14 protein-coding genes are annotated in these 13,333 nt (G+C 73.5%); 9 read left to right on the forward strand and 5 right to left on the reverse strand.

What is annotated here, in order from left to right:
* Positions 1–47: 47 nt before the first annotated feature.
* Positions 48–977 (reverse strand): glycosyltransferase family protein, encoded by a 930-nt coding sequence (locus ACKUB9_RS11055; RefSeq protein ID WP_407521781.1) that lies wholly within the window; start codon positions 975–977, stop codon positions 48–50.
* Positions 978–1,117: 140 nt separating this feature from the next.
* On the opposite strand from ACKUB9_RS11055, the gene cpdR reads away from it, so the two are divergent.
* The 7 genes from cpdR to ACKUB9_RS11090 all read left to right on the forward strand — a co-directional run bounded on the left by cpdR (position 1,118) and on the right by ACKUB9_RS11090 (position 6,063).
* A complete protein-coding gene (gene cpdR, locus ACKUB9_RS11060; RefSeq protein WP_012334928.1) occupies positions 1,118–1,474 on the forward strand; it encodes a cell cycle two-component system response regulator CpdR in 357 nt (118 codons plus the stop codon).
* A gap of 73 nt (positions 1,475–1,547) precedes the next feature.
* Positions 1,548–1,805: a glutaredoxin 3 gene (grxC, locus tag ACKUB9_RS11065; protein ID WP_407522067.1), complete on the forward strand. Its 258-nt coding sequence runs from the start codon at positions 1,548–1,550 to the stop codon at positions 1,803–1,805.
* A 56-nt stretch (positions 1,806–1,861) separates the two neighbouring features.
* Complete coding sequence (locus ACKUB9_RS11070; protein ID WP_407521784.1) at positions 1,862–2,701, forward strand: carbon-nitrogen hydrolase family protein; 840 nt, start codon at positions 1,862–1,864, stop codon at positions 2,699–2,701.
* A 184-nt stretch (positions 2,702–2,885) separates the two neighbouring features.
* Complete coding sequence (locus ACKUB9_RS11075; RefSeq protein WP_407521786.1) at positions 2,886–3,344, forward strand: DUF1178 family protein; 459 nt, start codon at positions 2,886–2,888, stop codon at positions 3,342–3,344.
* A gap of 91 nt (positions 3,345–3,435) precedes the next feature.
* A complete protein-coding gene (locus ACKUB9_RS11080; protein ID WP_407521789.1) occupies positions 3,436–4,335 on the forward strand; it encodes an NAD(P)/FAD-dependent oxidoreductase in 900 nt (299 codons plus the stop codon).
* Positions 4,336–4,762: 427 nt separating this feature from the next.
* Positions 4,763–5,638: an SMP-30/gluconolactonase/LRE family protein gene (locus ACKUB9_RS11085; protein ID WP_407521792.1), complete on the forward strand. Its 876-nt coding sequence runs from the start codon at positions 4,763–4,765 to the stop codon at positions 5,636–5,638.
* 251 nt (positions 5,639–5,889) lie between these two features.
* Positions 5,890–6,063: a hypothetical protein gene (locus ACKUB9_RS11090; RefSeq protein ID WP_407521795.1), complete on the forward strand. Its 174-nt coding sequence runs from the start codon at positions 5,890–5,892 to the stop codon at positions 6,061–6,063.
* Between the two features lie 35 nt (positions 6,064–6,098).
* On the opposite strand, the gene ACKUB9_RS11095 is transcribed toward ACKUB9_RS11090, so the two are convergent.
* A complete protein-coding gene (locus ACKUB9_RS11095; RefSeq protein WP_407521797.1) occupies positions 6,099–6,944 on the reverse strand; it encodes a hypothetical protein in 846 nt (281 codons plus the stop codon).
* Positions 6,945–7,009: 65 nt separating this feature from the next.
* On the reverse strand, positions 7,010–9,082 hold the full coding sequence (locus tag ACKUB9_RS11100) for a M3 family metallopeptidase (RefSeq protein ID WP_407521800.1): 2,073 nt from the start codon (positions 9,080–9,082) through the stop codon (positions 7,010–7,012).
* A 696-nt stretch (positions 9,083–9,778) separates the two neighbouring features.
* Between ACKUB9_RS11100 and ACKUB9_RS11105 the strand changes: the two genes are divergently transcribed.
* Together ACKUB9_RS11105 and ACKUB9_RS11110 are read left to right on the forward strand one after the other, a co-directional pair.
* Positions 9,779–10,348, forward strand: a complete 570-nt coding sequence (locus ACKUB9_RS11105) for an extensin-like domain-containing protein (protein ID WP_407521802.1) — start codon at positions 9,779–9,781, stop codon at positions 10,346–10,348.
* A 56-nt stretch (positions 10,349–10,404) separates the two neighbouring features.
* A complete protein-coding gene (locus tag ACKUB9_RS11110) occupies positions 10,405–11,439 on the forward strand; it encodes a L,D-transpeptidase family protein (protein ID WP_407521804.1) in 1,035 nt (344 codons plus the stop codon).
* A gap of 4 nt (positions 11,440–11,443) precedes the next feature.
* Here ACKUB9_RS11110 and ACKUB9_RS11115 read toward each other — a convergent pair whose 3' ends face one another.
* Both ACKUB9_RS11115 and ACKUB9_RS11120 read right to left on the reverse strand, forming a co-directional pair.
* A complete protein-coding gene (locus ACKUB9_RS11115; protein ID WP_407521806.1) occupies positions 11,444–12,160 on the reverse strand; it encodes an ABC transporter permease in 717 nt (238 codons plus the stop codon).
* Entirely contained in the window at positions 12,157–13,293 is a 1,137-nt protein-coding gene (locus ACKUB9_RS11120; RefSeq protein WP_407521808.1) for an ABC transporter permease, read from the reverse strand. The genes ACKUB9_RS11115 and ACKUB9_RS11120 overlap by 4 nt, the downstream gene beginning before the upstream one ends.
* Positions 13,294–13,333 lie beyond the last annotated feature (40 nt).

Raw genomic sequence — 13,333 nt, forward strand, 5'->3', positions numbered from 1 at the left:
CCACCACGGCCTGTCCACTGCCGCGGTCGCGGTCGCGGGGCCGCATCTCACCGGCCGCCGGGCGGCGCGGCAGGCGTCGGCGGAAAGGCCCGGTCGGGCGGGCCGAGCCGGTGGCGCAGGCCGTCGGCAAGGCCCCGGCCGATCGCCCGGCGGACTTCGCGCGAGAAGCGGTTGTGGATGAGGTAGATTGCGAGCCGCGCGGGCATCAGCGCCAGGGTCTTCGCCTTGTGGCCGGGCGGCACGTGGGCGAGGCGGAGCATCGCCAGCTGGTTGCGGATGAAGGTGTAGAGCCGCCGCGGCGGCTGGTCGGTCAGGGTGAGGCCGAAGGGCATCCGGATGATTCCGCGCCCGAGGTCGTGGGCCATCGGCACGCCCGGCGCGACCCAGACCGAAAAACCGCGCGCCGCCGCCCGCATGCCCCATTCCACGTCGATCGCGTCGATGAAGAAGTCGGCCCGGAAGGGACCGACCGTTTCCAGGGCGGCGCAGGCGACGAGCGAGCCCGACGAGTAGGCGAAGCGCGCCCGCCGGGCCGGCGCGCCCGCCCCGGCCGGGGCGGCGGCGAGCGGCAGCGCCGCGCCGTCGGCGGCGACCGGCTGCGCCCCCACGAGGGCGGGACGCTCGCCCGACGCCGCGAGCTGCCGAAAGATCCCGGCGAGCGCCGGCACGGCCCCCGTCGCGGGCAGGCTGTCCTGATCGAGCAGGAACAGGAAGGCGTCGCCCTCGGCTTCCGCGCGGGCGGCGAGCGCGTTGTAGGCTTCGCCGAGCCCGTGATTGCCCGGCTGGTCGAGGATCGCGACCGGCGTGTCGCCCGCGGCGCGCACCAGGCGCTCCGCGAGGGCGGGATCGACCGGCGAGTTGGCGTAGACCGCGACCTCGCGCACGTCCGGCGCGACGGCCGCCACCAGCCGGGCGAGGTGCGCCTCGTCCGGATGGTAGACGACGATTCCCGCCAGCACGGCCGACCGCTCGCTCATGCCCGCCTCCCGCGGCGCCTCCGGGGAGGCGCGGTGGGCGGGGGGCATCGCCCGGGGAGCGGCCCCACGTCAACGCCTTGTTTACCAAGCCGCCGCTTTATGAAAAGAAATCCTCGAATCGACAGCCGGGACACCGCTCGATGAAGATCCTCCTCGCGGAAGACGACAACGACATGCGTCGCTTCCTCGCCAAGGCGCTCCAGAACGCCGGCTACGACGTGGCGTCGTTCGACAACGGGCTGTCGGCCTACAACCGGCTGCGCGAGGAGCCGTTCGAACTCCTCCTCACCGACATCGTGATGCCGGAGATGGACGGGATCGAGCTCGCCCGCCGCGCCACCGAACTCGACCCCGACATCAAGGTGATGTTCATCACCGGTTTCGCGGCGGTGGCCCTCAACCCGGATTCCAAGGCCCCGAAGGACGCCAAGGTCCTCTCCAAGCCCTTCCACCTGCGCGAACTCGTCAACGAGGTCGAGAAGCTGATGGCGGCCTGACGGTCCGCAGTTCCGTTTCGCGCCCGATTGCCTATATGCGGCGGCGAGCCTCATGGAGCGCGCGAACCGCCGGATGCAGCCCGTTACGATCTACACCACGAGCTGGTGCCCCTACTGCGCGGCGGCCAAGTCCCTCCTGCGGGAGAAGGGCGCCGCCTTCACGGAGATCGACGTCGAGGTGAAGGCCGGGGCGCGCCGCGAGATGATGGAACGCGCGGGCGGGCGCACCAGCGTGCCGCAGATCTTCATCGGGGAGACCCATGTGGGCGGCTGCGACGACCTCTACGCCCTCGACCGCCGGAGCGGGCTCGACCCGCTGCTGAAGGGCTGACCGGACAGCGCCGCCTGCGCTAAGGTGGGGCTCAACCGCCGCCCCGGAACACGCCCATGTCCGCACCCCGCTTCGTCGCCGCCTGCGTCCAGATGCGCTCGGGCCGCGATCCCCTGCGCAACCGGGACGCGGCGGTCGCCGCCATCCGCGAGGCGGCCTCGCGAGGGGCGCAATACGTGCAGACGCCCGAGATGACCTCGCTGCTGGAGCGCAGCCGCGAGGCCCTGTTCGACAAGATCACGGTGCCCGAGCAGGATCCGACGCTCGCCGGCCTGCGCGAGGCGGCGCGCGCGCGCGAGGTCGTGGTCCATGTGGGCTCGCTGGCGGTCCGCAACGGCGACAAGGTGGCCAACCGCGCCTTCCTGATCGACCGCGAGGGCAACATCGCGGCGACCTACGACAAGCTCCACCTCTACGACGTGGACCTGCCGAACGGCGAGAGCTGGCGGGAATCCGCCACCTATACGGGGGGCGCCTGCGCGGTCGTCGCCGACCTGCCATGGGCGCGGCTCGGCCTCGCCATCTGCTACGACGTGCGGTTCCCCGCCCTCTACCGGGCCCTGGCCGAGGCCGGGGCGGAGATCCTGACCGCGCCCGCCGCCTTCACCCGCCAGACCGGCGAGGCGCACTGGCACGTGCTCCAGCGCGCCCGGGCGATCGAGACCGGCTCCTTCATGATCTCCGCCGCGCAGGGCGGCCTGCACGAGGACGGCCGCGAGACCTACGGCCATTCGCTCATCATCGATCCGTGGGGCCGGGTGCTGGCGGATGCGGGCGGGGCCGAACCGGGCGTGATCCTGGCCGAGATCGACCTCGGGCTGGTGGCCGAGGCGCGTGCCCGCATCCCGGCCCTGCGCCACGCCCGCGCCTTCACCGTCGAAGCGGTGCGCGACTGAGCGGAATCGCACTGGGCAATTCTGCTTAGGCTTTAGGTACCGCGTCATGTCCGCCGCCGAACCGGTGACCCCTTCGGCGAAAGATGCCTGGGGTTGCGGATCGTCGCCGCACCCGCCCCGCGCCGCAGGAAATTCGCCGCGCGACCCCTCGCGCCACTCCCGTCCCGTGCCGATATTGACCCGCATGATCCGATACGCACTGGCCTGCGAGACCGGCCACGACTTCGAGAGCTGGTTTCCGTCGAGCGAGTCCTACGACGCGCAGGCCGCGCGCGGCCTCGTGACCTGCCCGCATTGCGACAGCCCGAAAGTGGCCAAGCGCATCATGGCGCCTGCGCTCGGCCGCGGCGAGACGCCGTCCGTGCCGGTACCCGCCGCGCCGCAGGCGGCGCCCGAGCCGGTACGGCTGATGTCGGAGCCCGAGCGGCAGTTGCGCACCATGCTCAAGAACCTGCACGACCACGTCGCGCGCACCTCCGACAATGTCGGACCGCGCTTCGCCGAAGAGGCGCGGCGGATGCATTACGGCGAGGTCGAGAGCCGCTCGATCCACGGCGAAGCCAGCCTCGACGACGCCCGCGCCCTCCTGGAAGAAGGCATCGCCGTGCAGCCCCTGCCGCCCCTGCCCGACGACCGCAACTGACGGGCGCCGGCCTTTTTCTTCGCGCCGCCACCGAACCTCGGGTGCGCCCCGGCGTCTACCCGCCTGAGGGGCGGCAGCGACGGGGCCGGTCATGCATGACGTCATCATCGTGGGCGGCGGGCCGGCGGGCCTGAGTGCGGCGCTCGTTCTGGGGCGCTGCCGGCGCCGCGTGCTCCTCATTGATGCGGGACGCCCGCGCAACGCCGTGACGCCGCGCATGAACGGCTATCTCGGCCACGACGGCACGCCGCCGGGCTCCCTGCGCGAGACGGCGCACGCCGAGATCGCGCGCTATCCCACCGTGACGGTGGATGCGACCGAGGCGGTGGACGCGCAGCGCGCCGAGCCCGGCTTCGCGGTGACCCTGGCGGACGGCCGCCAGGAGCGCGCGCGCCGCCTGGTGCTCGCCACCGGCCTCTCGACCGAACTGCCGCCCATCACGGGCGCCGAGGCCTTCTGGGGCCACGGCGTCCACCATTGCCCCTACTGCGACGGCTACGAGAACCGGGACGCGCCCATCGCGGTCTATGGCCCCGGCGCCCGGGCCAAGGGCCTCGCGCTGGAACTCACGGCCTGGAGCCGCGACCTCACGCTCTGCACCGACGGCCCCGCGCCGGACCTGTCCGACGAGGACCGCGCCCGCCTCGCCCGCCAGGGCATCCGGCTCGATGAGCGCCCGCTGGAGGGGCTCGAAGGCGAGGACAGGCGCTTGGCGCGGGTGCGCTTTCGCGATGGCGGCGCCCTCGCCTGCCAGGCACTGTTCTTCGCGCCCGCCGAATGCGCCCCCTCGGACCTCGTGCGCCGCCTGGGCTGCGACCTCAGCCCCAAGGGCACCGTGCCGACGCGCGACTACGAGCAGACCAACGTGCCGGGGCTCTACGTGGCGGGCGATGCTTCGCGCCGCGTGCAATTCGCGATCGTCGCCGCCGCCGAGGGCGCGATGGCGGCCTTCGCGATCAACACGGAGCTTCTGCAGGAAGATACACGCTGAGGGCGAACAGCTGAGCCGTTTCGCGCCAAGATTGCTTCCGGCGAGGCACCGGATCGCCGTGGAAGCCGGACATGCGGCGGGATTCGCCTCCGGCCGGCCAGGGTAGGGCAGCATTCCTACGCTTCAAGAATGTCGCATATGGTGAAGCTTTGGTAGCGTCCGGTCACTTTCCGAAGCCCGGGGGCAACAATGAGAGCTTTGGCAAAGGCTTGGCACATCGGCGTTTTCCGGGATCAGGGACGCCGCGTTGCGCCCGAATCGGCGCCCCGGCCGGCAGCCAGCCCGCCGCCCGAGCGGGTCCAGGAGCATCGCGGCCTGACTGCCCGCGAACTGATCCGCATGGCGCAGGCGGCCCGCACCGCGCGCGACTGAACCGGCCGCCCGTCCGGGCGTTCCTCCGGCCCGCCCTGCGCGCCGGAGGACCCCGATGCCGCCCCTTATCCATCCGCAGACGCCGCGCGTGGCGGTGCCGTGCGGCTGCGCGCTCGGCGAGCAGGCCGTGTGGGATCACCGCACCGGCACGCTCCTGTGGGTCGACATCGAGGAACCGGCGCTGTGGCGGCATCGGCCGGAGGGCGGCGAACCCGCGCGTCTGGCGCTCGACGAACCGCTCGGCTTCGTGGCGCTGACGGAGGATCCCGACACGGTGGTGGCGGGCTTCCGCTCCGGCCTCGCGCGCCTGCGCCTGTCCGGCGGCCCGCCGGAGACGATCCTGGTGCCGGAGCCGGACCGGCCCGGCAACCGGCTCAACGGGGGCACGGTCGCGCCGGACGGGGCGCTGTATTTCGGCAGCATGGACGCGGCCGAAGCGCAGGCGACCGGGACGTTCTACCGCTGGGACGGGCGGGACCTCACCCGGTTCGGCGGGCAGATGCCGGTCACCAACGGACCCGCCGCTTCGCCGGACGGGCGCACGCTCTACACCGTCGACACGGCGGCCGGGACGGTCCGCGCCCATGGGCTGGCGCAGGGCGGCGTCGGCGAGGCGCGCGCGCTCGTGCAGTTCGAACCCGGCTGGGGCAAGCCCGATGGCCTGACGGTGGATGCGGAGGGGTGCATCTGGGTGTGCCACTACGGCGGCTCGCGCGTCACGCGCTTCACGCCCGATGGCGAGGCGATCCTCGTCGTTCCGGTGCCGACCGCGCTGGTGACGCATTGCGCCTTCATCGGGCCGGATCTCGCGACGCTCGCCATCACCACTGCCCGGCGCGACCGCGATCCCCGGATCGATCCGATGGCGGGCCACCTGTTCGTGGTCGAGACCGGGAACCGCGGGCAGCCCTCCCGGAGCCTCGCGGTCTGACCCGGGATCGGTGTTCGCTGCACCGCACTCCAGTGTGCGCGTGCGTTGCCGCACATCCGACTTGTGATCATCCGCTTAGGACTTGGGTAGGCAATGGCGCCCGTCGCGCGGCTTCTTGCGCGGCGGGATTAGAACTTTTTCTCTACGCACCTGACCGGAAGCGGAACTGTTCAAGCCCGAGCCCGTTGGTGAGTATCCAGTATGCGTGTGCGTATCCCGATCAGCCACGGGCGATCCGCCCGGGGGAACCCATGCCCGACTTCGACGTCCGCCACCTCGACGACCTCCAGGCCCTGGCCCGTCTCGCCGAATTGCTGCATCCGAACGCGGCGGAGCGCGGGAAGGCCGTGGCGCGCGGCCGTCGGCGGCTGCGCGAGGGGCTGACTGTTCCGCCCAAGGGGACGAAGCCCGTCGTGGCCGCCTGAGCCCCGCTTCGCCCGAGCGCGTCCCCGCCTGCGCCTCACCATGCGTGCGGCGTGATCACGCCCTTGCTGGTCACCACCACCCAGGTCTTGCCGCGCCGTTCGACCGCCTCGACGCGTCCGACGCCCGGCACCGTGTCGCCCGGCCCGATCTCCAGCAGGCGCTGGTTGCGGTTCTCGATGATCGCGACCCCGTCGTAGACGTCGCGCAGGATCCAGGTCTCCACCGTGGCCGGCGCGGGCTTCGCGGCGGGACGCTCCGGCAGGCTGCCTGTCAGGGCGGGCTCCGGTGCGGCGGGTTTCGCGGCCGGCGCGGGCGCCGGGGCCGCGGCCACCGGGGCCGGTGCCGCACTGCGCGTCTTCTCCACCCTCTCACCGAGCGCGGCCACGCGGGCGGCCTGTTCGCGGTCGGTGTGGTCGAGTTTCTCGCCGAGCCCAACCATCTTCGCGGTGGTCTCGGTGCCGAGTTTCTGCAGCTTGTCGAGCCGGTCGCCGATCTGCCCGAGCCGCGTGGTGGTGTCGGCCCGGCCCTTCTCGGCGGCCGCGGCGGCTTCGGCAGCGCGGTCGCGCAGCAGCTTCAGGTCGGTGGCGAGGCGGGCCGATTCGGCCGCCTGCGCGTTGAGCCGCGTGGCGAGTTTCTTCCAGTCGGCCTGAGTGATCGCGGGACGCTCCGCCCGCGCGCCCTTGGTGAGCAGGGCGGCCCCCGCCCCACCTCCGAACGCGCCCAGGCACATCCCCCCGAAGAGCGCCGCCGCCACGGGCGGGCGCAGCTTCAGGCGGGGGAACGGGCGCCTGAACGGGCCCTTGGGCGTCGCCGTCTCAGGGTTCGCCGTCGCATCCTTGGCCGGGGTGGCAGCACCGGCCTGATCCTTGCCGTCGCTCATGACGAAGCTTCCCAACTCACTGGAAGCTTTTGGTAACGACGTTTGTTTACCGAACCCTTACCGGCTCACGCCGCCAGCAACCCTCGCTTGCGCAGCAGCGGCTCGATGCTCGGCAGGCGCCCGCGGAAGGCCGTGTAGGCCTCGCGCGCGTCGCGCAGGTTGCCCGCCCCGTAGACGAACTCGCGCAGCCGTCCGGCCGTCTCCGGGTCGAAGATGTCGCCGGCCTCCCGGAAGGCGTCGAACGCGTCCGCGTCCAGCACCTCCGACCACAGGTAGGAGTAGTAGCCCGCCGCGTAGCCCTCGCCCGAGAAGATGTGGGCGAAGTGCGGCGAGCGGTGGCGCATGCTGATCTCGGCCGGCATCGCGATCCGCCGCAGGGCCTCGGCCTCGAAGGCCGGGACGTCGAGCCCGGCTTCCGCCTCCTGCGACAGGTGCAGGTCGAGGTCGACGATCGCCGAGGCGGTGTACTCCACCGTGGCGAAACCCTGGTTGAAGGTGCGGGCGGCCAGCATCCGCTGGAGCAGCGCCTCCGGCATGGGCTCGCCCGTGCGGTAGTGGCGGGCATGCGCGCGCAGTACCTGCGGCTGCTCCAGCCAGTGCTCGTAGAGTTGCGAGGGCAGTTCCACGAAGTCGCCCGCCACCGCGGTGCCGGCGAGAAGCGGGTAGGTGACGTCCGACAGGAGTCCGTGCAGCGCGTGGCCGAACTCGTGGAAGAGGGTGCGGGCGTCGTCGAAGGACAGCAGGGCCGGCTCGCCCTCCCCGCCCTTGGCGAAGTTCATCACGTTGACGATGATCGGCGTCACGTCGTCGGTCAGGCGCTCCTGCGAGCGGAAGGCGCTCATCCAGGCGCCCGAGCGCTTGTTGGCGCGGGCGAAGTAGTCGCCGAGGAAGAGGCCGATCTCCGAGCCGTCGCGGTCGCGCACCCGCCAGGCCCGCACGTCGGGATGGTAGCGCGGAAATTCGTCCACCTCCTCGAAGGTCAGGCCGAACAGGCGCTGCGCCGTGTCGAAGCTCGCCGCGATCACGCCGTCGAGCGGCAGGTACGGCTTGATCTCGCCCTCGTCGAGGTCGTGCTCGGCCTTGCGCAGCTTCTCGGCGTAGTGGCGCCAGTCCCAGGCGGCGAGGTCGAAGTTGCCGCCCTCGCGCCCGACCATCTCCTGCAGCCGGTCGCGCTCGGCCGCCGCGCGGGCGCGGGCCGGCGCCCAGACGTCGCGCAGGAGCGCCATGGCGGCCTCGGGGGTCTGCGCCATCGTGTCGGCGAGCTTGAAGGCCGCGAAGGTCTCGTAGCCGAGGAGCCGCGCCCGCTCGGCGCGCAGCCGCATGGTCTCGGCGATGATGGCGCGGTTGTCGGTCTCGCCGCCGTTCTCGCCGCGGCGGATCCAGGCCGTGTAGGCGCGCTCGCGCAGGTCGCGGCGGGTCGAGAAGACCAGGAACGGCTCGATCAGCGAGCGCGACAGGGTGATGACGTGGCCGGGAAGCCCCCGCTCCTCGGCGGCGCGGGCCGCGGCCGTGCGCAGGAAGGGCGGCAGGCCGGCGAGATCCGCCTCGCTCTCCAGCGGCAGCACGAAGGCGCTCTCGTCGGCGAGCAGGTTCTGCGAAAAGCGCGTGCCGAGTTCGGCGAGCCGCGCGCCGATGGCGGCGACCCGCTCCTTGTCGGCGGGCGCGAGGTCGGCGCCCGCGCGCCGGAAGAGCGTGCGGTAGCGGTCGAGCACGCGGCCCTCCTCCGCGGAGAGGCCCTCGTCGGTCACGGCCGAGACGCGCGCCCACAGGTCCGGGTTGAGGAAGAGCGCGCTGCGATGGCGCGACAGCCGCGGGGCCATCACCCGCTCCACCGCCTGGAGGTCGGGGTTGGTGTGGCTGCCCGCGACGTTGAAGAAGGTCGCGCCGACGCGCTTGAGCGCCTGCCCCGACCGCTCCAGCGCCGCGACCGTGTTGGCGAAACCGGGCGGGGCCGGATCGGCCGCGATGGCGGCGATCTCGGCCTCGTGCGCGGCGAGCGCCTCCGTGAAGGCCGGCTCGTAATGGGCCGGCGCGATCCGCTCGAAGGGCGGCAGCCCGAACGGCGTGGTCCAGGCCGCCTCCGCGAAGGGGTTCGCCCCGGGGCGGGTGTCCTGACGCTCGGTCGTGCTGTCGGCCATGCTGGGCGATCCTGGAGAGGTGGAGGGCATGGGGCGACGATAGGGCCGGACGCGCTGGGCGCAAGCCGCCGGGCCGAACGGTCGCGGAACGGTCGCGCTTGCCCGCCGTTGGGCTCGGGCGGCGGGTTCGACCGTTGATGCTGAGAGGGCCGGACGCGGCTGCAGCGGCGAGGCTATGAAGAGCGCGGGTAACCCCTCTCCCGTGCGGGAGAGGGGCAGGGGTGAGGGTCCCGGAAGGGAGCCGCAGTGAAACGCTGCGTGTCGTGAGGGGAGCGGAACGGTTCCGCCTCACGCTCGGAAGGCAGTGCTGGTAGCGGCACGGTCCAGACTTCTTGCTGAACCCTCCCAGGACCCTCACCCCTACCCCTCTCCCGCACGGGAGAGGGGATCCCGCGCTGCCTGTGAGTCATTCGGAGGGGGCGCGGGATGCACCAAAGGTCGGCCACGCGGATGCTCGTGCTCGCGGCGCTTCTCTTGGCGCCCGCGGGCGGGCGCGCCCAGGTGCCGTTGCCGCCGCCGCGTCCGGATGCCGGACCGGGCGCCGCCGCACCATCGCCCCCCGCCCCTCCGGCCGGCCAGGGCCCGGCCGCGTCGCAGCCCGCCGCGCCGGTGCCGCCTCCGCCGTCCGCCGCTCAAACCCCTGCCACCCAGGCGCCCGCCGCCCCACCCCCCCTCCCCCCGGGGCGTCCGGCCGACGTGCCGTCCGGCCCGCCGCCGGTGCTCGTGCCGGACGACACCGCCTGCCTGCGCCGGCTGGAGCGGCTCGGCGCCAAGGCGACGCCCCTGCCGGCCATCGCCGAGGGGCTGTGCGGGGCGCCGAAGCCGCTGCGGCTGAGCGAGTTGCCGGACGGGCTCGCCGTGTCGCCCGCCGCCACCCTCACCTGCCCGGCCGCCGAGGCCTTCGCGCGCTGGAGCACGGAGGTGCGCGTGCAGGCCGAGCGCCTGCTGGGACGCGCCCCGAACGCGGTGCGCATCGCCACCTCGTACGAGTGCCGGGGGCAGAACCACGACCCGGATGCCAAGCTCTCCGAGCACGCCTACGCCAACGCGGTCGACGTGATGGGCTTCGCCTTCGAGGGGCGCGAGCCGGTGACCATCGGGACCGTGAAGGCCGGCACCCCTGAGGCCGCCTTCCAGGCCGCCGTGCAGGCCCGGGCCTGCGCGTTCTTCCGCACCGTGCTCGGCCCCGGCTCGGACGCCGCGCACGGCAACCACCTCCACCTCGACGAGCGCGAGCGGAATGCCGGTCACCGCCTGTGCCAATGATCCCGGAACGGTTTCGCCCCCTCCGTGCTTGTGAGCAGCGATCTCAGGAGGTGGCGATGCGGACGTGGATCGGGTGGGTCGGGGTGGTCGGTCTGGCGCTCGTGGGAGCCGGCGGAACCCAGGCGGCCGAGCGGCGCGCGCCCGCACTCGACCTTGAGACGGTGAACGCCGCGCGCTTCGATCCGGACGAGAAGCCGGCCCGCTCGTCCAAGCGCCCGGACCCGCTGCTCGTGAAGGCGCAGGTGCTCCTCGACCGCGCCCGCTTCTCCCCCGGTGCCATCGACGGCCGCGACGGCGAGAACCTGCGCGGCGCCCTCAAGGCCTTCGCGCAGGCCAAGGGCCTGAAGGCGAGCGGGCGGCTCGACGGCAAGCTCTGGGAGGCGCTCGCCGCCACGAATGCCGACCCGGCGCTCACCACCTATACGCTGACCGAGGCGGACCTGCGCGGTCCCTTCGCGGACAAGATCCCCGACAAGATGGAGGAGCAGGCCGACCTCAAGGCGCTCGCCTACACGAGCCCCGCCGAGATGCTGGCCGAGCGCTTCCACATGAGCCGCGCCCTGTTCGACGCCCTCAACCCGGATGAGGACCTGAAGGCCGGCAGCGTCGTGACGGTGGCGGGCGTCGAGCCGATGGGCACCGACCGCCCGAACGCGAAGGAGCTGCCGGACGACCCGAAGGTCAGCCGCATCGTCGTCGACAAGGAGGCGCTGCAGGTGCGCGGCTACGCCGAGGACGGGGCGCTGTTGCGCGTCTATCCCTCCTCGATCGGCAGCGAGGAGAAACCCGCCCCGAAGGGGAATTTCAAGGTGAAGGGCGTCGCCTTCAACCCGGACTACACGTACGACCCGAAATACGGATTCGCGGGCGTGAAGGCCGACCGCAAGTTCACCATCCGCCCGGGTCCCAACAACCCGGTGGGGCTGGTCTGGATCGACCTCTCGGCGGAATCCTACGGCATCCACGGCACGCCGGACCCCGAGAAGGTCGGCAAGTCCGAATCGCACGGCTGCGTGCGCCTGACCAATTGGGACGCTCGCGACCTCGCCCGTCACATCGCCAAGGGCGCCACGGTGGAGTTCGGCGAGTAGCGCTCTATCGCCGAAGGGCCGCGCCGGCCGCCTGCATCGCCGCATCGGCCAGGAAGGCCAGGGCCGCCACCGCGGCAGTGCCCTGGAGCAGGTAGAGCCCATTCTGGTTCTGCAGCCCGACCACGATCGGCGTGCCGAGGGTCGGCGCCCCGGCGAGCGCCCCGATCGCGGCCGTCGAGACCGCCGTCACCATCACGACCCGCAGGGCGGCCAGGATCGGGGTGGCGGCGAGCGGCAGGTCGACCCGCCAGAAGACCTGCGCGGGCGTGAGCCCCATCGCCTCGGCCGCGGCGCGCACCTCTGCCGAGACGGTGGCGAGCGCGTCCGCGGTGGCGCGGGTCACCGGCATCAGCCCGTAGAGGGCGAGCGCCAGGAGCGTCGGCGGCGCGCCGAAGCCGAGGATCGGCAGCGCGAGCCCGATCACCACCACCGGGGGCGCCGCCTGGGCGGCGGTCGCGAGGGCGTCGACCGTGCCGCGCAGGCGCCCGCCCGCCCGGGACGCCAGCAGGCCGAGGACGAGGCCGAGCCCGCCCGCGAGCGCGAAGCCCGACAGCGCCAGCAGCATGTGGGCGCGCGCGAGCCCGAGGAGGCGCGCGGTGCTGAGCGGCGACCCGGCCGTGAGGCCGAGCGCCCCCGCGAGGAATGCCGCCACCGCCGGATGGCTCGCGAGCCCGAGCGCGAGGCCGAGCGCGGCCGTGGCGAGGGCGGGGCCGAACCTCATGCGGCGCGCGCCTCGCGCGGGCCGAACAGGGCGAGGCCGCGATCGGCCGCGAGCGAGAGGGCGATCACCGGGATCGCGCCGAGCAGGATCAGGTCCGGGGCGAACTGCGCCATGCCGTCAAAGACCACCGCCCCGAGCCCGCCCGCCCCGACGAGGCCGCCGAGGGTCGACAGCCCGATGCTCTGCACCGCCGCGACCCGCAGGCCGCCGAGGAGGAGCGGTGCGCCGAGCGGCAGCCGCACGCGCAGGAGCACTTGGCCGCGGGTGAGGCCCAGCGCCCGCGCGCTCTCCAGCACCGCCGGGTCCGGCGAGGCGAGGCCCGCCGCGAGGCTCTGCACCAGCGGCAGCGCCACGTAGGCCGCGGTGCCGAGAATGGCCGGCGTCGGGCCGATCGCTCCGAGCCCGACCACCCGCAGGGCCGGCAGCCATGCGAGGAGGCCCGACAGCGCCGAGACGAGCGCCGCGAACAGCGCCAGGGCCGGCACCACCTGCACGCCGTTCAGCACGGTCTCGACGCCGCGCGCCGGCCAGCCGCCGCGCAGGAGCACGAGCGCGAGCGGGACCGAGACGAGGAGGGCGAGGCCGAGCGCCCCGGCCGAAAGCGCGAGATGCTGCCCCAAAGCCGCCTGGACCGTCCCCGCGCGGGCGCGGTACTCCACCGCGAGCGACACCGCATCGAACAGGCCGCTCCACCCGGCCAGCACCGCGAGCGCGATGCCGCCCGCCAGCGCGAGCGGCGCACCGAAGCGCCCCGGAATCGCGCGCGCGGCCTCCGCCGCGAGGAGGACGAAACCGAGCGCCGCGAGCCACGCCCCCGCCCCGAACGAGGCCCGCACCGCTGACGGTTGGCCCGCGACGAGCGCGGCCGCCCCCATCCCGACCGCGAGCCCCAGCACCGCGAGGCCGGCCAGTGCCGCGAGGAGAGCGGTGCGCGGGAGCACGCCGCCCCGCAGCGCGCCCGAGACGAGCAGCGCCGCACCCACTGCCAGACCGGCGATGCCGAGGCCTGGCCAGCCCGCCGCGACCGGGTCGCCCGGCACCAGACGGTTCGGCGCGAGGGTCAGGAGCGGCAGCCCCGCGAGCGCTCCCGCCACGAGCCCGGCTGCGAGGAGCGGCAGCAGGCGCAGCTTCATGTCACCGATCGGCGTCCTTGCGCGGGACGGCCCCCCGCAG

This window comes from Methylobacterium oryzisoli, assembly GCF_046557895.1.
GTDB classification, from domain to species: domain Bacteria; phylum Pseudomonadota; class Alphaproteobacteria; order Rhizobiales; family Beijerinckiaceae; genus Methylobacterium; species Methylobacterium oryzisoli.